Raw genomic sequence first — 21,772 nt, forward strand, 5'->3', positions numbered from 1 at the left:
TAGCAATATGTGAAAAGAGTAGTTTTAAAATTTTAAAGGAGGATATTTTATAATATCAGGTATGGTATCTGCTATAACAGGCTTTGGCAAGGAGCCGGTATCTTTCCTTAGTCTTAATATGTCCCAAAACCTGCTGATCTTACGTCTCCAAAGAAAACCTATACCATATTCGCTCAGATTACCTTCCAGCCAGTCGTATGCTTCACGTTCGTAATAGAGCTTAAGATATTTTGTTTCGTTCCTGTTAAGGCGATATTCTATGGAGAAATTGTCAAAGTAAGCTCCGTTTTCGCGTGCTAAGGCAGAGCCTGTAGACACACGTCCGCCTAATATTATTTTAAGTCTGTTGTTCCATAGCCGTTTAGAAAACTTAAAAGTATAATCGGTATGTAAAGCCCCGTTTACATCGGCAGCCGTTTCTAAGTTAGCCGAAAGGTCTAACCCCATAGAGTTTAAAGCTCGCCCGGTGATAGAGTTTACTTGCGTTTGTAGGAAACTTGCCAAAGCTCCACTCATGGCATTGTTAGCATTAGAGATATTATCTCCATCGAAATATAATCCTGAGGCTAACATAGTAACAGCCAGCTTAGAGCGTTCCTCCACCGATTTTGTCTTCAGCGAGTTAGTCATCTCCTGGTCCTCTGGTGCTTCTATGATAAACTCTATGCTTGGTTTGGGAAATTGCTTGGTAAGTTTCACCCCACAAAGAAAGTCTACTAACCTGCCGCTTCCTGTCCCCGTAGACACATTAGCACGTACGTTTTCGGTAGCCTCTATGTTTAGCGTAGGCAGCATAGGGTCGCCTGTAAAGTTTACATAGCTTCCTTGCCTTATGTAAAAGGTGCGCAGAGGTATTACGTCCATAGTATATTTCATCTTACCACTGTTTAGTGTATATCGTCCACGTAGCTGCACGCCATTAACGGGGTCGTAGCTAAGGTTGAGGTTTCCCCCTCCTATCATGTCTATGTAGTTAGTATGTTCGGGGTTAAGGATAGTTTTTATACGTGCTTGCTCGTCTATGTTCATGTGTAAGTCCATAGAGAATCCTTTGAGATCGCCGCGTGGTATCACCTTAGTGGTAGTATCTTTAAAGTTAGCGAACTTCACCAAGTCTTGCAGCTTTGTATCGCTCATTAGGCTTTGATCTTTAACAATATAGTTCATATCGGTGCTACCAAGCACGTTAAGTATGCCAGATAGGTGAAGATTGCTTACCTCTCCCCTCACACTTCCCATAAAATCTACTATAGCTTTACCATAGGCTTCTGAGCGTGGGTTCTCCTTAGCATTGATAAGCTGGAAGTTTTGAGCACGAAGAGCCACATTAAGCATCATATTGTTAGTGTTTGAGATGTCTAATGTGCCGTTAAGCGTTAAGGGATTGTTATTGTTGTCATACACCTTAAAGTCGGTAAGAGCTATTTTGCTATCCTCTATAACCAAAGGTTTCTCACCAAAGCGCATCTTTATACCATAGGGATCGCTCCTTAGATAAGCCCCATGAGCATATACCTTACCTGTTATGTCAAGACTGCTTAGCTTGCCTTGCACGGTAAGAGAGCCGTCGCCTTCACCATATAAACCCACTATCTTTTCAGGTATAAAACCATTAACATAGCTTAAGGGGAACTTGTTCATACTTAAAACAGCGTTAAGGCAGCCCTCGCCTGCGCTGTCGTAAGTACCATTAAGCGTACCCACTTCTACATCGTCCTTACTTATTATAGCGTCTATGTAATGGCTTTTATCCCCTTTTGGCATATATACCATTTGTAAGCCTACGTTGCCTATAGGACTGTTTTCATAAACAAAGTTTTTTATGCCCATATCGCTCGACACGCTTACCTGTGTAGGTGTTTGTATAATGTGGTAATCGCCGTCTAACTCTCCTGAAAGGTTTGGCATGAAAGGTATTAACCTAAAGAGATAGCCTAACTCAAACTTATGCACAGAGAGTGTGAGGTTTTGCAGCGAGGCTTCATCATCGTCGTCGGTGCGTACCTTAAGACCAGTGCCGTCTTTAGCCACAAAATCGAGGTTAGCAGATACGCGCTTATCTCGTCCTATATAGATATAGTTTAAAGGGTTTACATTAAAGGTTTTATATCCCACTATAGCTTGTTTTGATATGATGTTAAAACGCAAACCATTCTCTGCCATAGCAAGCTGCAACCCTATATCTATACCTACACGTCCTTTCTCGTCAAGAATGGCAGAGTGGGTCTTTATGCCACCTTCATATAACGCTCCATCAAAGAAAGCTGTGTAAGGATAGTTGTTTTTAGGGCTATTAGCAACCCATGCGTTATATCCTATCTTGCCATCGGTGCTCTTTAGCTCTATGTTAACCTTATCCATTTGCATACTATCGCATACTAAAGAGTCTATTTTTATAACGCCATCTAACCCTCTACTGGGAGAAGACATTAAGCTAACATCAGTATGTGCAAAGCTATAACCTTTGCTTGACAGAAGCTCTCTAAAGAGGTTTGAGCTTCCAGACTTGAGCTGTAAGATGCCACGCGGCAAGAGCTTAAGCAGTGCCTGCTGGTCTATATGCTTATCCTTTATCTGCTTAGCAATAGCCCGAGAGAGGGCATCAGCGTTCTTACCCAGTTGTAACAAGCCCTTATCCATAGTAGTATATAAATGGAAGTCGCCGCCATCTACCTTTGCCGTAAAGCTGTTTTGCTTGCTTGCTATGTCTATTAACACATCGCCTGTGGTATATTGCTTGCTCTTTTCGTCTATAACAACTTTGCCCAATAAGCCCTTAGCTTTAAGCTCATCACCCCCATTCGTAGCAAAGGATATGTTTAGCTCTCCGCTTGCACGTAAAGGCTTATCTACAACGCCCACTTCATAGAGGTCTGCATGAGAAAGATTACCCTCCAAGCTGCCCCCTATATGCTTGCCTTTCATAGATAGGCTCATGTCAAAAGAGCCCTTTAGCAGCGGTATAACGTTTTTATCACGATGTTCTGTAAGAGCAAAATCGCTCACCTTGCCCGTTACGTTATGGCTATTAGCACTACTTTGGGTATAAAGAATATTAGCCCTTGTGCCTATATGGTAAGCCTTCTTGGTTATGTTAAGGCCTTTTAGGTTAGCATCTACGATGTGGCCTTGCAGCTTTGCTTGCATACGCTTTCCCGCTACATCAATCATAGCAAGAAGATTGTCCGTTAAGAGTAATTGTTTGCCTCGCTTGCTTTCGTCAGTAATCTTAAGAGTGTGAAGCGTGCCTTTAAAGAAATGCTTATCCTTCATGTTAGAACTTACATGAGCATCTGTCCACCCCGATAAGACATAACGCTCTTTCATAACTCCTAACGAGTGTAGGTCTATGCGTGTAAGGTGGCCTTTTATATGCCCGTCTATGAGCTTTGAAGACACATTACCTTTGTAAGTAAACCGCCCTCCTATCATCTTGTTAGTACTGTTAATAGCTGCAAAGAGCTTATTGCCGTGCTTACTTATCTTACCACGAAAACCATCTAAGGTATATTTATCATATCTTAGCTGTGCTATGTTCATGGCAACTGTGCTATATGAGCTTCGACTCATCACGTCCGTTCCCCTGCCATAAGCCATCAGAGCACCGGAGAAACGGCTAAGCCCCATTGTAGGCAGAAAATGGTGTAAGGGAAATTGGCGTGCTTTTATGTTTGCTTTATAGCTGTTAGCATGTATGTTATAAGCAAAAAGAGCCTTTACCGTTCCGCCTCCCTGCGAGAGAAACATATTACCGGCATAGTAATTTTTGCCAAGAGTAAGATGCCCGTTAACACCAATATTACGCGGTAGAAGAAGAGTTTTTGCTATACTTTTAGGCATTATATCTCTTATAAAGTAGAGATTAGCTGCATTACCCTTAACACTAAAATTGCTATAAAAGGGCTGTTTACCAACTATGTTGGCTATATTGCCCGAGCCTGAAAAATCAAAGTGTCCTAACATGGCTATTCGCAACTTGCTAAAAGAGATGTGTTGTAAGTTGCCCACCACGGTGCCACTCATTTTTAAAGGAGCAGCAGGCAGACTTTTATATACGCTTCGAGGCATAGCATAAAGGAAAGGCTTAAGATCAGCCTTAGTAACATACCCTTCTAAAGCTGTAGTAAGCCTGCCCGGATTAATAGCATCGAAAGCATTTAGATCCATTGCCAAGCGTCCGTTTAGCATAGAAGTAGGCAGCTTAATATGGAAGTCTGACAGATTTATAGCCTTATTATTATAAGCAAAAGCACCAGAAAGCTCGTTTATATTAAGCCCACTGCCTTCCCTCATATTGGCAGCACGCACTGCAAACTTTAGACATTCCTTAGAAAATATAAAAGAGCTTAGCCCTATGTTTATGTCTTTTATATGTAAGTGGTTAGCATCAAACCCTTTTTGTTTTGCCTTCTTATAAGGCAAAACATACGAAAAAGCTCCACCATTCCAGTCGAACTGACCTATTTTATATATGTCGTCATGTAAAAGGAGCTGTGTTTGTAGAGCCTCAACTTTATCGAACTGTGCCTTTAGCTGCAAAGAGTCGCCGGGAAGGTGCAGCGCAAAACGGGTTTTGTCTATATTTATTTTATCTATCTTAATTTTCCAAAGCGTCTTTTTTTTAGTAGTGTCCTTAGGTATAGTATCGCCCAAGGCTATATCTAACCAGCCGCCTCGTATGTCTGCCCTATTGAGCTTTAACGCCTCGTCCTTAATATCTATATTATGACTTATTAAGTGTAACCTGTCTATATCTCCACGAATGCGAAGGTCGCCTATGAAATTAGCAGTATTAGCTTTTAGCTTTTTAAAGGTAAGCTCATCTACCTCTACCTTGCCATCTATGAGCGGCATAAGCTGTACCTTTGCTATAAGTTGTTGCATATCAGCAATGGTATCTATCTTGTTTTTTATAGATAGGTTAGGCTGAGTCAAGAGAAGGCTATCCAGCTGCAAATCTAACGGGAAGCTAAGCCTTACGTGTTTTAAGCTAACGGTCATGTTAGTAGTTTCAGAAATGTGAGCAGCCACTTTTTTTACAGCCCAATTCTGCACTGGCGGTATATAAAGTAGTAATAGTAATAACAAGAAAGTAATAACAGGCGTCAGCACAATGGCTATCATAACCTTTAGTCCTTTTTTCATAAGCGTTTACAAGGATTTTCTAAATATAAAACAAATATAAATATTTTTTTATCTGTTTCAAAAAAAAAGCACATTTATTGATAACTTTTCCTTAAAAAAAAGCCATTACCTTTTTATATATAAGGCAATGGCTATGAGGAGAGATAACTAAATTTCTTGTAAATCTACAAACTTGCCTCGTTCTTTTCTCTCTTTAATGAGGCGTTGTAACTTTTCCTTACGCTTAGGAGCTATCCATTTACGTGCAAAGATGTTAGGTATAGCCACTCCAAGAGCTATACATATAAGCACCAAAGTGCCGTTAATGGCATTATGCATAGCTACTGTAACTTCTCCTACCACACCCTGCATCTCAAAAAAGCCATAAAGAGCACGATACATTAACACACCCGGGATAATAGGTATCACAGCAGGAATGGTAATACACTGATGAGGGGTATGAAACCAATGAACAGCCTTAATATTTATAATAGATATTAGAGCCGAGCCACACAGCGACCCAAAAACAAGCCCCATACCTAAACCTACATTATTAGTACTTGGACCTAAGTTGATAAAATTTCGTGAGCATACACAGATAATACCACCTACAGCTATCCATGGCATTAAGCGATAAGGAATATTATATATAGTAGCAAACCCCATTGCTGAGATAGCAGCAGCAGCAGCATATTCGTAAAAGTTATGATGAGGCACTAAAGAGAGATCTTTTACAAAATTGTCTATACTACCACACTTAATAGCAAGCACAATACCAAAGGCTAAAGCTGTTATCATAAGCGCAGTGTTTGCAGCACGTATCAAGCCGTTTTCTAAATAGTTGTCGAGCATATCATTAACAGCATTAATAAGTGGCACACCCGGCACTATCCATAAGCTACAAGCTAAGAGCGGCCTAAAAGGCGTTGAAGATAACAGTATATGTGCCACACCAGAGGGTAAAGCATCTTGCACTATAGGCATAGAGAGGTAAGACGACAACCATGCAACAATGGTTGAGACAAAAGCTCCTACAGCAAAGTTAGCATACACATTAGACCCTATACTATTAAGATACATACGAAAACGATTACCTAAAATAGCAGCTATAGAAGCATAAAAGAAGCCCGTCCAGTCGGCACCAAACTGAATGCTAAAGCCACCACAGGCAAAACCTGCACAGATAGCTATCACCCATTCGGAATAATAATGCCTGCCATGGGCTATCTTTTCCAGCTCATCGGCATACTGATCTATACTATAATCGTACTGAATAGCTTTCCATGTAAGCTTTGAAATGTCTTGGATAATAAGCATATTTATAACATGCTTATTACATCGCTGCATTTTAGAAAAGCTATGCCCCTCATCACTTATATTTACCTGAAGCATATCATAATTGACGTAAATATGAGTGTTCTCTTTTGGTAATCCTAAGAAAGCCGCAGCACGTTCCATATTACGCTTAACCCGACTTGTGTCGGCTGCACTCTCCATTAATAGTTGTCCTGTTCGCAATAAAAGATCTATCTTCTTGCGCAATGTGCTAACCTGAATAGCAGATGTAGTATTATCCATTAAAACTAAAAATAATTGTGGAATTTGCCTGCAAAGGTATAAAAAATAATTGGGATATGAGCCATTGTTATTTACTTATCATGCCCATATCCCATAGTATTTCATATATGCAAATAAAGTTTTTATACTAATTATACTAAAGCGAAACAATATTATCTTTTTTTATATACTTGCCTTTTTAATCTTCCATAAGCTTGCGATAACGCCCTTTTTTTATCTCCTCATTACCTAAACGTCGAGCTTTATTTATCTCATATTCAGAGTAATCACCTTCAAAGAACACCACTTCGCCGTTACCCTCAAAAGACAAAATATGCGTACAGATACGATCTAAAAACCAACGGTCGTGACTAATGACAACCGCACAACCTGCAAAGTTTTCTAATCCTTCTTCTAACGCACGTAATGTGTTTACATCAATATCGTTAGTAGGCTCATCTAAAAGCAAAACGTTTCCTTCTTGTTTTAAAGCAAGGGCAAGCTGTAAACGATTACGCTCTCCTCCAGAAAGTACCCCACAAAGCTTACTTTGGTCAGTGCCTGAAAAATTAAAACGTGAGAGATAAGCACGCGAATTAATATCCCTGCCTCCCATACGGAAGGTTTCGTTACCTTGTGCTACTACATCATAAACACTCTTATTAGGATCAATATCCTTATGTTGCTGATCTACATAAGATATTTTAACCGTTTCGCCCACTTCAAAGGTTCCACTATCTGCCTGCTCTAAACCCATGATAAGACGGAAAAGGGTTGTCTTCCCTGCCCCATTAGGCCCTATAACCCCTACTATACCGTTAGGAGGCAAACTAAAATTAAGATCCTTAAAGAGCACCTTATCATCGAAGGCTTTTTGTACATGTTGAGCCTCAATAACCTTATTACCCAAACGAGGACCATTAGGTATATATATTTCTAATTTCTCTTCTCGCTCTTTCTGTTCCTGATTAAGCATCTGATCGTACGATTTAAGACGAGCCTTACCTTTTGCTTGTCGGGCTTTTGGAGCCATACGCACCCATTCTAACTCACGCTCTAACGTCTTACGACGCTTAGAAGCACTCTTTTCTTCTTGAGCCATACGTTGAGTTTTCTGCTTAAGCCATGACGAATAGTTACCCTTCCAAGGAATGCCCTCGCCACGGTCGAGCTCTAATATCCACTGGCTCACATCATCAAGGAAATAACGATCGTGAGTAACAGCAATAACAGTTCCCTCATACTGCTGAAGATGTTGTTCTAACCAGTCTATACTTTCGGCATCTAAATGGTTAGTAGGCTCATCGAGTAACAAAACATCTGGCTTTTGAAGAAGCAAGCGGCATAATGCTACACGACGACGTTCACCCCCTGAAAGGTTACTAACCGACTTATCTCCCATAGGACAACGTAAAGCGTCCATAGCACGCTCAAGTTTAGAATCTATATTCCAAGCATCAGTAGCATCAATAACGTCTTGCACCTCTGCTTGCCGCTGCATCAGTTTGTCCATCTTTTCAGGATCGCTATAATATTCCTCTAAGGCAAACTTCTCATTTATTTCATCATATTCCTTTAAAGCATCATATATATGCTGTACACCTTCCATGACATTTTCCTTAACAGTCTTTCCCTCATCAAGAGGTGGATCTTGCTCTAAATAGCCTACGCTATAACCCTGACTCCACACTACATCTCCAAGTGTGGGCTGTTCTATGCCTGCAATAATCTTCATAAGGGTAGATTTTCCTGCCCCATTTAAGCCAATAATACCTATTTTAGCACCATAAAAAAAAGAAAGATATATATTCTTTAATATTTGTTTTTGGTTTTGTGGTATAATCTTAGATACTCCCACCATTGAGAAGATAATCTTCTTGTCGTCTACTGTAGCCATGTTTTGTTTTTATTTTATAAGTTTTATATTTACACAAAAGTTTTTTATTAAAAGCAGAACAAGGTAAAAGCAACATCATCTCTTCCTTTCTTCACGCTCTAAACAAAGTACTTATAAACACCTTTGGCATATAAAAAAATAATAAGAGGGCAAGCAAAATAATAATCTTTGCTCACTCTCTCATATCTAATATATTATAAGGTGAATATACTTTTTATTATCTTATTCTGTCAGCAGCTCTTACTAATGCCTCATCGGCTAATATAGCCTTACGAGCCATAAATAGCAATATAAGAGATATTAAAGGCAGACAAGCCGCAAACTTTACATTAAAGCTGCCTAAAGCTGTTAACATCTGGCTAAATACCCCATAAACAATATACCAACCCAACATCAACAACATAGAGAAAACACACAAACGGCTCTGACGCTTGCGGTTACGAAAATCGAATATTGCAAAAAGATTTATAGGGCAGCTTATTACTAAAAGCCCAAATAAAGCCCATACGCTATACTCTTTATCACCGTTAGAATGTTGTATCCATAGGTTATACACCTCTTGGTTAGCTGCCATCGCCTTAGCCTCTATATGCGCAATAGGCATAGCCATACATGCAAGTATAGCAATGATAGCTAACAATAAGAAAATAGTTTGCTTTCGCTGAATCATGATTTAATCTTCGTATTCTCCTTTTACATCTTTAGAAGGATCGCGCCAATAAATGCTATTATTAAGAAACTCTTCCGTTGCAAGCAAAGTAGGCTTTGGAAGCTTCTCATAATAACGGCTAATCTCTATCTGCTCACGATTCTCAAAAACTTCTTCTAAAGAATCATTATATGAAGCAAATTCAGCTAATTTCTTGTTTAAATCTTGCTTTATCTCTACTGATATCTGATTAGCACGCTTTGCAATAATAGCGACACTTTCGTAGATATTGTCGGTATCTTTCCAAAGCTCTTGTACATCTCTTGTTACCGTGTTTGACGGTGCTTTTGACTTCCTGTAATCCATTCTTGTAAATATAATATTTTATAATCGCTTTAATCTTTTGTAACCTGCTTACATTTTTTTATATATTCTTCCGCAGTATGACGCTCCTTAGAGTCGGGAAACTGATTGATAAATCCATAACACTCATCTTCTGCATCTTGAAAACGTTGTAGCTTTTTAGCATCTACACTCATATGCGCCAGCTCAAACTTGCTCTTCATTATTAATATGGCAAACTCCTCACGCAGATTACTATAAGGATAATCATTTATAGCGTTTTGAGCCGTTATAACACAAGCCTCATAATTATTGCCTCCACTTGTACAATTACCAAAGTAAGAACCAAGATTATAATAAAGCTTTGCATTCAAATATTCTTTTTTTACTAATTTGTCTTGAAGCTCAAACATTCGCTCTTGCGCCTTTTCTTTCATCTTACCATCTGGGAAAAGATCTAAATAGTCCTGAAAAGCCTGTATTGCCGCAATGGTAGGTGTCTGATCTAACCTCGGCTCTGGAGCATTTTCATACAAACATTGCCCAATGTTAAACTGTGCCATCTCTGCATATATCCCCTTAGGATAGCTCTGATAATATTTTTTAAATATTTCTGAAGCTGCATCATAGTCCTTCATGCCATATTCTGCCTTTGCTAACATATATAAGCTTTCCTGACCATTCTCTGTACCTTTTAGCGTAACTACCAAATCTTGCAAAAGAGGAATAACACTTGCAAACTTACCTTTAACAAATAACTCTTTAGCAAACTCGTACTTATATTCTGGGTCTGCACTCTTATATACTACATTATATTCGTGGGCACAGCTGCAAAAAATAAGTGCCACACAAAATGATAAAATAATGCTTTTCTTCATATTTACAATTTGTGATGCAAAGATAAGTATTATTCTGCTAATATGCAAGAAGTTAGATTTGCTTTTTATATATATTACACCTTTATTATATTGTTTTTCTTGCACATTATTCCATTTTTATTGTGGATAGATAAGATTTTCCTGGCTTATGTTATCTAACACTTCTGTTAAAAACTTCTTAGCCTCCCACCTTGCTATGGGCAGATTATTCATTAAATAGTTGCCACAATCGCGTGGTGTAGCACCGGGTATTTCTCCCTCAAAATTGGCAATAAAAGTAAATGTACGACGCATTAGGTCGACAATATCAGCCGAATCAAGGTCGCCTTTAAGGATAAGATAGTTGCCAGTCAAACAACCCATAGGCCCCCAATATATTACCCTATCCTTCCACTTTTCATCATTACGCAAAAAAGTAGCTGCAAGATGTTCTATCGTGTGTATAGACTCTACATGCAATGTAGGCTCACGATTAGGCTCTTTCATACGAATATCAAAAGTAGTGATAACCTCACTACCTATATAATCCTTCCTGCTAACGTAAATGCCACGCTTTAGAGCAAGATGATTTATAGTAAAAGAAGATATTTTATCCATTTTCTTATTTTTACTTTAAAGAATGTTCAAGAAATGTTTTGTTACCTCAAAGCTACCTTCTGCTATCTTTTCCCAAAAGTTGAAATACTGAGAAGCGTTCGTATCTTTCAAAGGAATATCGCTTATAACACGAAACGAAACAAAGGGTATACCATATATATAACACACCTGAGCAATAGAACAGCTTTCCATGTCTACAGCTTTTGCGTCAGGAAAATGATTAATTATGCTTTGCATTTTATCTTTCGTGTTTACAAACCATTCGCCACTCACTGTAAGCCCTGCCTTTATAGTAGGTATTTTGCCCTTAATATCATTTAATGCTAAAGCCTTGTCAATATACTCCTGACTCGTTTTAAAACGGGCAGGCATTCCCATTATCTGTCCAAAGAGCTGCTCATCACCACAATAAGCATCATGGTAAACACACTCTTTTGCAACTACCACTTGTGCAACCTCTAAAGAGACATCAACCCCACCAGCACAGCCACTTGAGATAATCAAATCTGGGTGATAATTATTTATCATTTCTACTGTGCCTACAGCAGAATTAACCTTTCCTATTCCACATTGCTGTAAAATGATTTTTTTATCATTAAGAGCTCCTATTATAAAGTCTTTATTATTAAAACGCTCCGTTTGAATGCTACTGAGAATGGCTTTGAGCTGTGTCAGCTCTTTATCCATAGCAACAATAATTCCTATTTTCATAATGCAAAGATACGAAAAAGATGATAGTTACACATGGTAACATACTATATTTTTGTATCTTTGCAATGTTTTAGAATAGTTAGAACACTACTTAAAGGATAGAATCTATAAATAAAAACATATGAATACTTGGAAGAAATTTTTACCCGATCTTATTATCGTAGTAGCTTTTGCGGTTATTTCATTTGCTTATTTCATTATTCCTGTAACACAAGGAAAAATATTATACAGACACGACGCTTCAGCTGGTATGGGCGCAGTGCAAGAGTTAGGAAAGTATAAAGAAGCTACAGGTGAAACGACACGTTGGACAAACTCTATCTTCAGTGGTATGCCAACCTATCAAATATCACCGTCCTACCATTCTACAGATGGGCTTGCTGTGGTAATGAATGCTTACCACTTATGGCTACCTGATAACGTATGGTTTCTTTTTGCTTATATGTTAGGCTTTTATATCCTTTTAAGAGCTTTCAATTTACGTAAATCTTTAGCCGCTTTAGGTAGTATTATTTGGGCATTCTCTTCTTACTTCTTAATAATAATAGCAGCTGGACATCTTTGGAAAGTAATGGCTTTAGCTTACCTTCCGCCTATGATAGCAGGTATTGTTTTAACCTATCGTGGGAAATATCTTTTAGGATTTGTTATAACAGCTATATTTACAGCATTTGAGATTAAGGCTAACCATATTCAGATGACTTACTATTACCTGTTTATTGTCTTCTTTATGGTAATGGCTTATCTTTATAAAGCTATAAAAGATAAACAGATTATGACATTCGTAAAGTCGTCTATAGTTTGTCTTATAGCTGCCGGAGTTGGGATAGCTATTAACATTTCAAGTCTTTTTCATACATGGCAATACCAAAAAGAGAGCACACGTGGTAAAAACGAGCTTGTAAATAAAGCCTCTAATAATCAAGCCAGTTCCGGGTTAGATCGCGAATATATCACACATTGGAGCTATGGCATAGATGAGACAATGACTCTTCTTATCCCTAACGCTAAAGGTGGAGCCTCCGTACCTTTATCGCAAAACAAAACTGCCATGTCTAAAGCCGACCCTACTATACAAAGTTCTATCCCAGTATTATACGATTCTTTTCCACAATATTTTGGGACACAACCCGGCACAAGTGGCCCAGTATATGTAGGTGCGTTTGTTATGCTACTTTTTATAATGGGTCTATTTATAGTACGCACACCTCTTAAATGGGCATTATTAGCAGCAACAATACTCTCTATACTTTTATCATGGGGTAAAAACTATATGTGGCTTACCGATTTGTTTATAGACTATTTCCCTATGTATGCTAAATTTCGTACAGTGTCAAGCATTCTTGTTATAGCAGAATTTACAATCCCTCTACTTGCTATTTTCACCCTAAAAGAAATTATCGATAAACCAGATGTCTTAGTTAGTAAAGCTCGTTTTATCTATATTAGTATAGCTCTTACACTTGGAGTTTCTGTTATAATTGGTATTTTCCCAGACCTAATGGGGCCTTTTGTTAGCTTACAAGAAAGGAATATGCTAAGTTCTATACAAGGTATGGATAATAACTCTTTACAATCTATTTTATCGAATATAGCTACAATGCGATCAGCTTTAGTAAGCGCAGACGCTTGGCGTTCGGTAATAATAATAATAATAGGCTTAGCTTTAATATATGCTTTTAGATGGGGCAAACTAAAAGCCAGTGTTATGATATATGCTATCACTGTATTATGTTTTATAGACATGTGGCAGGTAGACAAACGTTATCTTAATGATGATATGTTTGTCCCTAAAAGTGAGCGTGATGCACCGCAACAAAAAACAGCCACCGATGACGCTATTTTACGCAATTCTGGTAAGGACGACCGTGTTCTTAATTTTGCTTCAAACACATTTAACGAAAATGAAACCTCTTTCTTTCATAAGAGTATAGGTGGCTATAATGCAGCTAAGCTACGCCGCTACCAAGATATTATAGATGGATACATAATGCCAGAAATGCAACATACTATGAAAGAGGTGATAAGGTATAGAGGCAATATGCAAAAAGTAGATGGTAAAAGACTATTCCCCGTGCTAAACATGCTTAACGCAAAGTTTTTTATATTTCCATTACAAGGAGGGCAGACCATGCCTATAAATAATCCATACGCTATGGGTAATGGCTGGTTTGTCAATGACATAATATTCGCTGATAATGCTAATAAAGAATATGACCTTCTTGGGAAGATAGATCTTCGACACCAAGCAGTTGCAGATGTTAAGTTTAAAAACATACTAAAAACAGCTGCAACAAAAGATAATATTACAGCAGACCAAGGTAAAGTCCGTTTAGATAAATATGCACCTAATCATTTAGAGTACTCTGTTTATTCAAAACATGGTGGCATTGTAGTTTTATCAGAGATATATTATCCAGGTTGGAAAGCCACTATTGATGGTAGCGAAGTGGAAATTGGGCGTGCTAACTATATTCTACGTGCCATTAAAGTACCTTCTGGAAAACATAAGATAGTATTCGATTTTCACCCTAAGAGCATTGCTATTACCGAAACTATTGCTTATATTGCTATTGCTATCCTCTTATTAGCGTTAATATTTATTGGTTATGTAGAATGGAAGAATAAAAAGAAGCAAATGTAATTTTTTTAGATAAAGATATGTATTTGGAATATTTTTAATATTAAAAGTTATATGGAATTTCGCACAATAGTTACCTTACCCTCTCCCCCTTTTAAGTTTGAGCCTTTAGAAAATATTCTCTTTGTAGGTTCTTGCTTTGCTACTAACATAGGTAAACGCTTCGAACAGGAAAAGTTTCATACAATAATCAATCCTTTTGGAGTTATGTATAATCCTGTATCGATACTTCACACAGTGGAAAGAATAAATAAAAGTTTCGACAAAGTAGTGATAACTCTTGGTACTAACCATGTATATCGCGAAAAAGCTACTGGCAAGATTGTAGACAATTGTGCCAAACGCCCTCAAAGCCTTTTCACCGAAGAAGAATTATCTATAGAGGAATGTTTTACTACCCTCGTTGCTATTTACAAAAAACTATTAGAAACTAATATAAACATAAAGGTGATTATTACTGTTAGTCCTATACGCTATGCTAAATATGGTTATCACAAAAGTCAGCTTTCAAAAGCTATACTCCTTTTGGCGGCAGATAAATTTGTACATACCTATCCTAAACAGGTATTCTATTTCCCTGCTTACGAGATAATAAATGATGAGTTACGCGATTATCGCTTTTATACAGCTGACATGTTACACCCCAGTCAGCAAGCTGTGGAATATATATGGGAACGTCTACAACTATCGTGTTTCTCCTCATCACTAAACGATTTCTTAACTGCATGGCATCCCATTAAAGAAGGATTAGCACATCGTCCTTTTGACCCAACATCAAAGGATTATCTGAATTTTATAGAAAAGTTAAAGACAAAAGCAAAAGAATTACAACAGAAATATCCTTCTTTAGAATTAGATTTCTAAAGATATATATAACTTATTCTTAATCCTTTTGTATATAAAAACATAACTCTATACTCCTTTTAATTACAATTTCAGAAAAACATATAACTCTATAATTCCCCTTAATATTATAACCTTTCTATCTTAAAAGTTTTACCATTCGCGTCCTTCTAAATCGCTCTGTGGAGCGTATTCGTTAGGGTTTTTATATTTTTTTGTTGCGTTGTTAGTAGGTTTTACTTTAAAAAGAAGTTCATCATCTCCATCATCTCCATTATCATCTGCTCTATTCTCATGATAAATCCAATTTATTCGTGCAGTATCTTTACCAATAAATCTATTATATCTATATAACTTCTTACATGAAGAAGTTATAAATAATAAAAAAAAGGCAAAGATAAAATATTTACTTTTTTGTAAATTATCCATAAATAGAAATCTTTTAGAGATATGACAATAAGCAAATAGTAAATTGTACAAAAGGTATCTTGTTTGGATATAACTTCATAAGTTTTGTTCTTTTTTGGATAGTATAATATTTTTGTAATGATAAAGTTTTAAGTATATTGTGTTTTCTTTCATGGTATGACTAACCACCCTTTGGTATATTGTCTTACTTTTTCAAACAGAGATGTTTCTTAAATTTCATAGAAACATCTCTGTTTGGTATTTTTAATAGCTTCTCTTGTATGAATTTACATACCTAATGCTTTCTTAGCATTTTCATTATTAGGATTTACTTTTAACACTTTGTTATAGTAATCCTTAGCAACCTCAGCGTTACCTTTCTTAGAATTATAATAACCTAAACCATAATAAACATTCTCAAGATAACTCTTTTGGTCGGCATTAAGACTTGGTTTAGCCTCTTCAAAAGCAGCTACTTTCTGATAAATCTCTGCTACTTTATCAGGGTCATTTAAAATATTAGCAATATTAGCTTGATTTAACCAAATCCAATCAGATATAGAAGGGAATTTGGTAAGCATATCTTCATATACTGCCATAGCCTTAGTAAGTGTAGCCTTTTTCTCTTCACCTGTCAACTTCTCGGCCTTTTGTACATAAGTACCTGCAAGAGATGAGAAATCTGAAGAGTTCGCATTTGGATTTTTTTGTAAATATTCCTGTTGTGCTTCTAAAGCTTTATCTTCATCACCTTGTAATACATATATATCTGCAAGAGCCTTAATAGTAGCAATACTATTAGGAGCTAACTCTTTAGCTTTTTCTATAGCTTGGAAAGCTTGGTCAAACTGCTTATTACCTGCTAATGCTTTAGCATATACAAGATAGTCGTTAGCCACCTTTTTACTCTTACCTGCAAAAAGCGTATTAGCATAGCTTAAAGCTTCTGCATATAGAGCTTTACTTGTAGAAGCCATCATACCTACACGACTAAGATATTCACTATTTGGATATTTCTGCAAACCTGTCCTTACTACATCAAGGGCTTTATCATAGTTTTGATCTACAAAAGCAGCAAAACCGTAGTTATAGAAATTGCTCTCTGTAAGATTAGCACGATTAGCCTTATCATACCATTTTAATGCTTCTTCATATTTGCCATCGCCAATAAACAAGTCGGCAGCAGTAGCCTCTACCGGATAATTAGGCTCCACCTTACGAAGCTCTTCTAATTTTTCTATCGCTGTGTTAGCGTTTACATGACGATATACTTTCGCATAACGCTCATAAGCTGCAACATTATGAGGATCAAGGCTAATAGCTGCCTGATACTGTGATGCAGCATCTCCGGCATTACCTATAGAATCCTTTAAGGCTGCAATATCACCTAGCAAGACATAAGCTAAACTACCATTAAACCTCTTGTTCGTAGTAATGTTATTAGCAATAGCTGTTGCAGCATCATAATTACGCTGCGCAAGATAAACATTACCAAGAGCTACAAGAGCCTTCTCATCTTTCTTGAATGTCTTTTGGTAGACTTTTACAAGGTTTTTTACTACTTTAGGATCGTTTGGAACAGCTTCCAAAGCTGATACAATAGGCTTTAAAGCTGCTTTATAATCAGCCTCCTGAGCCATCAAAGGAGTTGACATTCCCAACATCAATGCTCCTACTAATACATATTTAATTTTCTTCATAACTTCAAACCTTTCTTTTATTTATAGCTTCCTTATACTATAATTACATTTGTTTTTCCCAAAATAATTATTTCTAATTTTTAACCTCCACCCTACGAATATTTATATTGCCTCGATAAGGTAATAGACCTGCCTTTAATACTATCATCTGACCTATAGGACCTGTAATAAAATTAGCAAACGCCCATGGCAAAGCCTTATGAGGGTCAGCAACTATTGCATATATAGTACGCACAAAAGGATAGCGACCATTTAATAAATAGGCTTGATAAGGCTGCCAACTATTTGAAGGCATAGCTTGGGTAGTTTGAGACACTGCTACAACCCTAACACCTTTCTTAAAAGTAGTATTTGTAGTATCACGCCTATCATATAACCAATTTGAGCCTACAACGCCTATAGCATTCGGAGTTTTATTTACATATTCTATAACTGAAGAAGTGTTCTTTGCTGCTACAATATTTTTACTCATGTTCTTTTGACCACCTAAAATAGAGTCCGCTACAAAATGTAACGTAGCAGATGCTTTTGAATCGAACACTATCTCAATATTTTTTTGTAAATTTTGCTTGCTAACCTGCCGCCACTGAGTAAATTTACCTCCTAAAATTTGCTTAATTTGGCTAACAGTAAGCAAAGAATCTCTATTAGCTTTATTGACTATAAAAGCTATACCATCATAACCTATTGGAAATACAGAAGGAATAGGCCCTTTGGTTTGTATTAAAGCCTCTTCACCTTTTTCTAACTTATGCGACGTAAAAAAAAGATTTACTTTTTGATCTATTAAAAGCCTCATACCTGTATTGTCATCTGTATAAATAGGCAATAAATGAGTTTTAGGGAAGCGATATTGATATGTCTGAAGCTCCTCTTCTATAATAGGAGCAAAACTTTCGTCTGAAGCAAACTTAATAGTTCCAGAAATGGGAGTATCAGTTCTACCATCTGCTGCTTTCCTCTTACCACATGCAACTAAGACAAAAGTAGTAAGAATAGCTATGCTTAAAAAAACGTTATGCGATGCCCTGTACATATCATTAATATTTTTAGTGTAATAAATCTGTCGTAAAGTTATTAGGTATTATCCGTATTCCAAAATTTATTATAATTAATTTATACTTTTATAGAATTTCTTAATTATCATATCTATATATTCCTCCTTATATAAATTCATCGTAATATACCTTCCTTTTACTTTTTATGACTGCAAAGATATAAAAAAAGACATATTTACACAATAATAATATCGCAAATATATACTTTTTAAGGTTAGAAAAAACTTTTTTTACTATTTTATCCGCATTATACTTATACTTATTACGAATGCTTTTTAAATGTCTACAAAAATGTTTATATTATACGTGTTATTACAAATCAGGGGGAGAATTATTTAAATATTAGTTTAAAAAGTTCCATATTATAATAAAAAGTATTATTTTTGCAGCGTTTATTATTCACAATGTAATATCTGCTATATGACACAACAACTGTCGAAACGTTTAAAAAGATTATCACCTTCTGCCACTTTGGCTATGTCGCAAAAGAGTAGTGAAATGAAAGCTACAGGTATTGACGTTATTAATATGAGTGTGGGAGAACCAGACTTTATGACCCCTAACCACATAAAAGAGGCTGCTAAGAAGGCTATCGATGAGAACTATTCTAAATATTCACCAGTAGCTGGCTTCCAAGAATTACGTAAAGCCATAGTTAATAAACTAAAAATAGAAAATAATCTTAACTACAATACAAATGAAGTGGTAGTAAGCACGGGAGGTAAGCAGGCTGTTTGTAATACCATACTATCTTTAATTGATCATGGAGATGAGGTAATTATACCTGCACCCTATTGGGTAAGTTACCCTCAAATGGTATTATTAGCAGGAGGTAAACCTATATATGTATCGGCTAGCTTTGAGCAAAACTTTAAAATAACTCCTACGCAAATAGAAAAGGCTATTAGCGAAAAAACAAAGTTGATTATACTATGTTCGCCAAGCAATCCAACAGGTAGTGTATACACTGCTGATGAATTAGAAGCATTATCAAAGGTAATTCTTAAATATGAAAATCTCTACGTACTTTCAGATGAAATATACGAACACATTACTTATAAAAACACACATACAAGTATAGCTTCTTTTAAAAACATGAAAGACCGCACTATCATCTGCAATGGTGTTAGTAAAGCTTATGCTATGACAGGGTGGCGCTTAGGTTGGGTGGCTGCTCCTGAATGGATAGCAAAAGGTATTTGCAAGCTACAAAGCCAATATACTTCCGGAGCAAGCAGTGTAAGTCAAATGGCTGCATTAGCCGCTTATGAAAGCAATCAAAGCTGTGTAAAAACATCATGTAGTAAATTTAAAAAGAGAAGAGACCTTATAGTAAATTTAGCAAAAGAAATAGCAGACATCGAAGTAAATGTACCAGAAGGAGCTTTTTACCTCTTCCCAAAATGTTCTAAACTTCTTGGTAAAAAATATAACGACAAACAAATTAATACCGCTACAGATTTAGCAATGTTTCTTTTAGAAGAAGCTCATGTCGCAGTAGTAGGAGGCGATGACTTTGGCGCACCAGATTGTTTTAGAATTAGTTATGCTACAAGTGAAGAGAATATTATAACAGCATTAAAACGAATTAAAAGCGCATTACTAAAATTAAAATAAAAAAAAATTACAATATAAGAATTTTATTAGATTGAAACATATATAAAATATGATTGTTAAAAGTTACTAATTATCGTGATAGTTTGGTATTAATTGTTATCTTTGCGCTGTTAAACATCATAAAAATGTCAATAAAGTCATAGAGTGATAATAAAGCTTTTGAAATCAAATAAATAATAACAAATAAATTCATTAATAACTAAAAAATTAAAAGTTCATTTAATTATGGCAACAACACAAAAAAAAGCAGCCCCAGCTAAGAAGTCTGAGGGTTTCACAGGAGTTAGAGGCGCATTTTGGATAATCGTCGTTTGCGCAGTCGTAGCATTTGTATTGTTTTTCACATGGTTTGCTAATCCTATGCACTTCCAAGATGGTGGAACAAGAGAAACGCCTGCTGACGTTTGGGGTACTATCTATAAAGGTGGTGTTGTGGTACCAGTTATCCACACATTATTGCTCACCGTTCTTGCAATGTCTATAGAGCGTTGGCTTGCTCTTAAAACAGCTTTTGGCAAGGGTGCCCTACCAAAGTTCGTTCAGAACATTAAAGCAGCATTAAACAATAATGATTTAGCAAAAGCTAACCAGCTTTGTGATCAACAAAGAGGTTCTGTTGCAAATGTTGTAAAAGCATCTTTGAATGCTTACAAAAACATGGAAACAGGTGCTAATTCAAGTTTAAAGAAGGCTAACAAAGTGGCTAAAATCCAGCAAGCTCATGAAGAGGCTACTCAGTTAGAAATGCCTACATTAACCATGAATCTACCTATTGTTGCAACACTTGTTACACTTGGTACTCTTACTGGTTTGTTAGGTACTGTAACCGGTATGATTAAGTCGTTCTCTGCTTTGGCTTCTGGTGGCGGTGCAGACTCTGCTGCTCTTTCTGCTGGTATTTCTGAGGCTTTGATCAACACTGCTTTTGGTATTGCTACTTCGTGGTGTGCTGTAGTTTCTTACAACTATTTCTCAAACAAGGTAGACAAGTTGACATACGCTCTTGATGAGGTTGGTTACTCTATTGCTCAGACATACGAAGCAAACCACACAGACGAAGCTTAATTTTTGCTAACCCTTTAAATATTTATCGCTATGGGTAAAGTAAAAATTAAGAAGTCGGACACGTTTATAGACATGACACCTATGTCTGACGTTATGACCCTTCTTCTTACCTTCTTCATGCTTACATCTACATTTGTAAAGAGTGAGCCTGTAAAGGTAAACACCCCAGGGTCTGTGTCAGAAACAAAAGTGCCAGAGAATGGTGTCTTAACAATTATCGTCAGCCCTGAAAAGACGGCTGCAGGTACACCTACGGGGAATGGTCAGGTATTCATGAGCTATGATAACACTAATCAACTGGCTCAAATAGTAGATAACATGACAACATTGACCCCTGCACAGAAAAAAGTCTTTGTAGCAGAATCAACATTCGGTACTCCTTTGGACAAACTCCCAGAATACTTAATGCTACCTGCTGCAAAACGTACAACAGAACTTCCAAAAATGGGTATTCCACTTGATAGTATCAAAGGACAAGACTTTACAGAATTTCAACAATGGGTAAACGCTGCACGCCAAGTTAATCCTAAAGTAAGATTAGCTATAAAGTCGGATGCAGATACTCCTTATGGTACTGTTAAGAAAGTAATGAGCGAACTTCAAGATATGGACGAGAGCCATTACTACATGATTACTCAATTGGATGCTAAAAAGGCCGCACAGGCTAGAGAGGAGGTTAAGTAAT

At 36.8% G+C, this 21,772-nt stretch carries 16 protein-coding genes; 5 read left to right on the forward strand and 11 right to left on the reverse strand.

The annotated features are described in order from the left end of the window. Positions 1-24: 24 nt before the first annotated feature. The 8 genes from AC1DCD_RS03165 to AC1DCD_RS03200 all read right to left on the reverse strand — a co-directional run bounded on the left by AC1DCD_RS03165 (position 25) and on the right by AC1DCD_RS03200 (position 11,755). The gene (locus tag AC1DCD_RS03165; RefSeq protein ID WP_464640354.1) at positions 25-5,145 is read right to left on the reverse strand and encodes a translocation/assembly module TamB domain-containing protein; all 5,121 of its coding nucleotides are present in this window, start codon (positions 5,143-5,145) and stop codon (positions 25-27) included. A 147-nt stretch (positions 5,146-5,292) separates the two neighbouring features. Further along, positions 5,293-6,702: a threonine/serine exporter family protein gene (locus AC1DCD_RS03170; RefSeq protein ID WP_464640352.1), complete on the reverse strand. Its 1,410-nt coding sequence runs from the start codon at positions 6,700-6,702 to the stop codon at positions 5,293-5,295. A 178-nt stretch (positions 6,703-6,880) separates the two neighbouring features. Next, positions 6,881-8,578: an energy-dependent translational throttle protein EttA gene (gene ettA / locus AC1DCD_RS03175; RefSeq protein ID WP_464640350.1), complete on the reverse strand. Its 1,698-nt coding sequence runs from the start codon at positions 8,576-8,578 to the stop codon at positions 6,881-6,883. 217 nt (positions 8,579-8,795) lie between these two features. Beyond that, positions 8,796-9,248: a DUF4293 domain-containing protein gene (locus AC1DCD_RS03180; RefSeq protein ID WP_008449279.1), complete on the reverse strand. Its 453-nt coding sequence runs from the start codon at positions 9,246-9,248 to the stop codon at positions 8,796-8,798. A 3-nt stretch (positions 9,249-9,251) separates the two neighbouring features. After that, positions 9,252-9,593 carry a DNA-directed RNA polymerase subunit omega gene (locus AC1DCD_RS03185; protein WP_008449253.1) on the reverse strand — a complete coding sequence of 114 codons (342 nt, stop codon included), beginning with the start codon at positions 9,591-9,593 and terminating at the stop codon, positions 9,252-9,254. 29 nt (positions 9,594-9,622) lie between these two features. Next, entirely contained in the window at positions 9,623-10,447 is an 825-nt protein-coding gene (locus tag AC1DCD_RS03190) for an outer membrane protein assembly factor BamD (RefSeq protein ID WP_024992626.1), read from the reverse strand. Between the two features lie 117 nt (positions 10,448-10,564). Beyond that, complete coding sequence (locus AC1DCD_RS03195) at positions 10,565-11,044, reverse strand: S-ribosylhomocysteine lyase (RefSeq protein ID WP_464640348.1); 480 nt, start codon at positions 11,042-11,044, stop codon at positions 10,565-10,567. A 15-nt stretch (positions 11,045-11,059) separates the two neighbouring features. Further along, entirely contained in the window at positions 11,060-11,755 is a 696-nt protein-coding gene (locus AC1DCD_RS03200; protein WP_019035587.1) for a 5'-methylthioadenosine/adenosylhomocysteine nucleosidase, read from the reverse strand. Between the two features lie 121 nt (positions 11,756-11,876). Between AC1DCD_RS03200 and AC1DCD_RS03205 the strand changes: the two genes are divergently transcribed. Continuing rightward, a complete protein-coding gene (locus tag AC1DCD_RS03205) occupies positions 11,877-14,399 on the forward strand; it encodes a YfhO family protein (RefSeq protein ID WP_019035586.1) in 2,523 nt (840 codons plus the stop codon). A 51-nt stretch (positions 14,400-14,450) separates the two neighbouring features. Next, entirely contained in the window at positions 14,451-15,260 is an 810-nt protein-coding gene (locus AC1DCD_RS03210) for a GSCFA domain-containing protein (protein ID WP_019035585.1), read from the forward strand. A 132-nt stretch (positions 15,261-15,392) separates the two neighbouring features. Here AC1DCD_RS03210 and AC1DCD_RS03215 read toward each other — a convergent pair whose 3' ends face one another. From AC1DCD_RS03215 to AC1DCD_RS03225, 3 genes are all read right to left on the reverse strand, one after another. Beyond that, on the reverse strand, positions 15,393-15,668 hold the full coding sequence (locus AC1DCD_RS03215) for a hypothetical protein (RefSeq protein ID WP_019035584.1): 276 nt from the start codon (positions 15,666-15,668) through the stop codon (positions 15,393-15,395). 266 nt (positions 15,669-15,934) lie between these two features. Continuing rightward, positions 15,935-17,347 carry a tetratricopeptide repeat protein gene (locus AC1DCD_RS03220; RefSeq protein WP_019035583.1) on the reverse strand — a complete coding sequence of 471 codons (1,413 nt, stop codon included), beginning with the start codon at positions 17,345-17,347 and terminating at the stop codon, positions 15,935-15,937. Between the two features lie 73 nt (positions 17,348-17,420). Beyond that, on the reverse strand, positions 17,421-18,383 hold the full coding sequence (locus AC1DCD_RS03225) for a PstS family phosphate ABC transporter substrate-binding protein (RefSeq protein ID WP_019035582.1): 963 nt from the start codon (positions 18,381-18,383) through the stop codon (positions 17,421-17,423). Between the two features lie 442 nt (positions 18,384-18,825). Here AC1DCD_RS03225 and AC1DCD_RS03230 point away from each other — a divergent pair, with 442 nt between their 5' ends. From AC1DCD_RS03230 to AC1DCD_RS03240, 3 genes are all read left to right on the forward strand, one after another. Next, positions 18,826-20,022: a pyridoxal phosphate-dependent aminotransferase gene (locus AC1DCD_RS03230; RefSeq protein ID WP_353586220.1), complete on the forward strand. Its 1,197-nt coding sequence runs from the start codon at positions 18,826-18,828 to the stop codon at positions 20,020-20,022. A 225-nt stretch (positions 20,023-20,247) separates the two neighbouring features. After that, positions 20,248-21,087 carry a MotA/TolQ/ExbB proton channel family protein gene (locus AC1DCD_RS03235; protein ID WP_008449304.1) on the forward strand — a complete coding sequence of 280 codons (840 nt, stop codon included), beginning with the start codon at positions 20,248-20,250 and terminating at the stop codon, positions 21,085-21,087. Positions 21,088-21,117: 30 nt separating this feature from the next. Further along, positions 21,118-21,771, forward strand: coding sequence for an ExbD/TolR family protein (locus AC1DCD_RS03240; protein ID WP_019035579.1), 654 nt, complete (start codon positions 21,118-21,120; stop codon positions 21,769-21,771). Position 21,772: the final 1 nt, after the last annotated feature.

The sequence above is a fragment of the Prevotella sp. C0209C1 genome, from assembly GCF_056583855.1.

Excerpts from the sequence above, each read along its gene's own strand:
- AC1DCD_RS03230 (WP_353586220.1), top strand. The coding sequence starts at position 18,826 with ATGACACAACAACTGTCGAAACGTTTAAAAAGATTATCACCTTCTGCC.
- AC1DCD_RS03185 (WP_008449253.1), bottom strand. The coding sequence starts at position 9,593 with ATGGATTACAGGAAGTCAAAAGCACCGTCAAACACGGTAACAAGAGAT.
- AC1DCD_RS03240 (WP_019035579.1), top strand. The coding sequence starts at position 21,118 with ATGGGTAAAGTAAAAATTAAGAAGTCGGACACGTTTATAGACATGACA.
- AC1DCD_RS03195 (WP_464640348.1), bottom strand. The coding sequence starts at position 11,044 with ATGGATAAAATATCTTCTTTTACTATAAATCATCTTGCTCTAAAGCGT.
- AC1DCD_RS03215 (WP_019035584.1), bottom strand. The coding sequence starts at position 15,668 with ATGGATAATTTACAAAAAAGTAAATATTTTATCTTTGCCTTTTTTTTA.
- AC1DCD_RS03180 (WP_008449279.1), bottom strand. The coding sequence starts at position 9,248 with ATGATTCAGCGAAAGCAAACTATTTTCTTATTGTTAGCTATCATTGCT.
- AC1DCD_RS03220 (WP_019035583.1), bottom strand. The coding sequence starts at position 17,347 with ATGAAGAAAATTAAATATGTATTAGTAGGAGCATTGATGTTGGGAATG.
- AC1DCD_RS03210 (WP_019035585.1), top strand. The coding sequence starts at position 14,451 with ATGGAATTTCGCACAATAGTTACCTTACCCTCTCCCCCTTTTAAGTTT.
- AC1DCD_RS03205 (WP_019035586.1), top strand. The coding sequence starts at position 11,877 with ATGAATACTTGGAAGAAATTTTTACCCGATCTTATTATCGTAGTAGCT.
- AC1DCD_RS03170 (WP_464640352.1), bottom strand. The coding sequence starts at position 6,702 with ATGGATAATACTACATCTGCTATTCAGGTTAGCACATTGCGCAAGAAG.
- ettA (WP_464640350.1), bottom strand. The coding sequence starts at position 8,578 with ATGGCTACAGTAGACGACAAGAAGATTATCTTCTCAATGGTGGGAGTA.
- AC1DCD_RS03200 (WP_019035587.1), bottom strand. The coding sequence starts at position 11,755 with ATGAAAATAGGAATTATTGTTGCTATGGATAAAGAGCTGACACAGCTC.
- AC1DCD_RS03225 (WP_019035582.1), bottom strand. The coding sequence starts at position 18,383 with ATGTACAGGGCATCGCATAACGTTTTTTTAAGCATAGCTATTCTTACT.
- AC1DCD_RS03165 (WP_464640354.1), bottom strand. The coding sequence starts at position 5,145 with ATGAAAAAAGGACTAAAGGTTATGATAGCCATTGTGCTGACGCCTGTT.
- AC1DCD_RS03190 (WP_024992626.1), bottom strand. The coding sequence starts at position 10,447 with ATGAAGAAAAGCATTATTTTATCATTTTGTGTGGCACTTATTTTTTGC.
- AC1DCD_RS03235 (WP_008449304.1), top strand. The coding sequence starts at position 20,248 with ATGGCAACAACACAAAAAAAAGCAGCCCCAGCTAAGAAGTCTGAGGGT.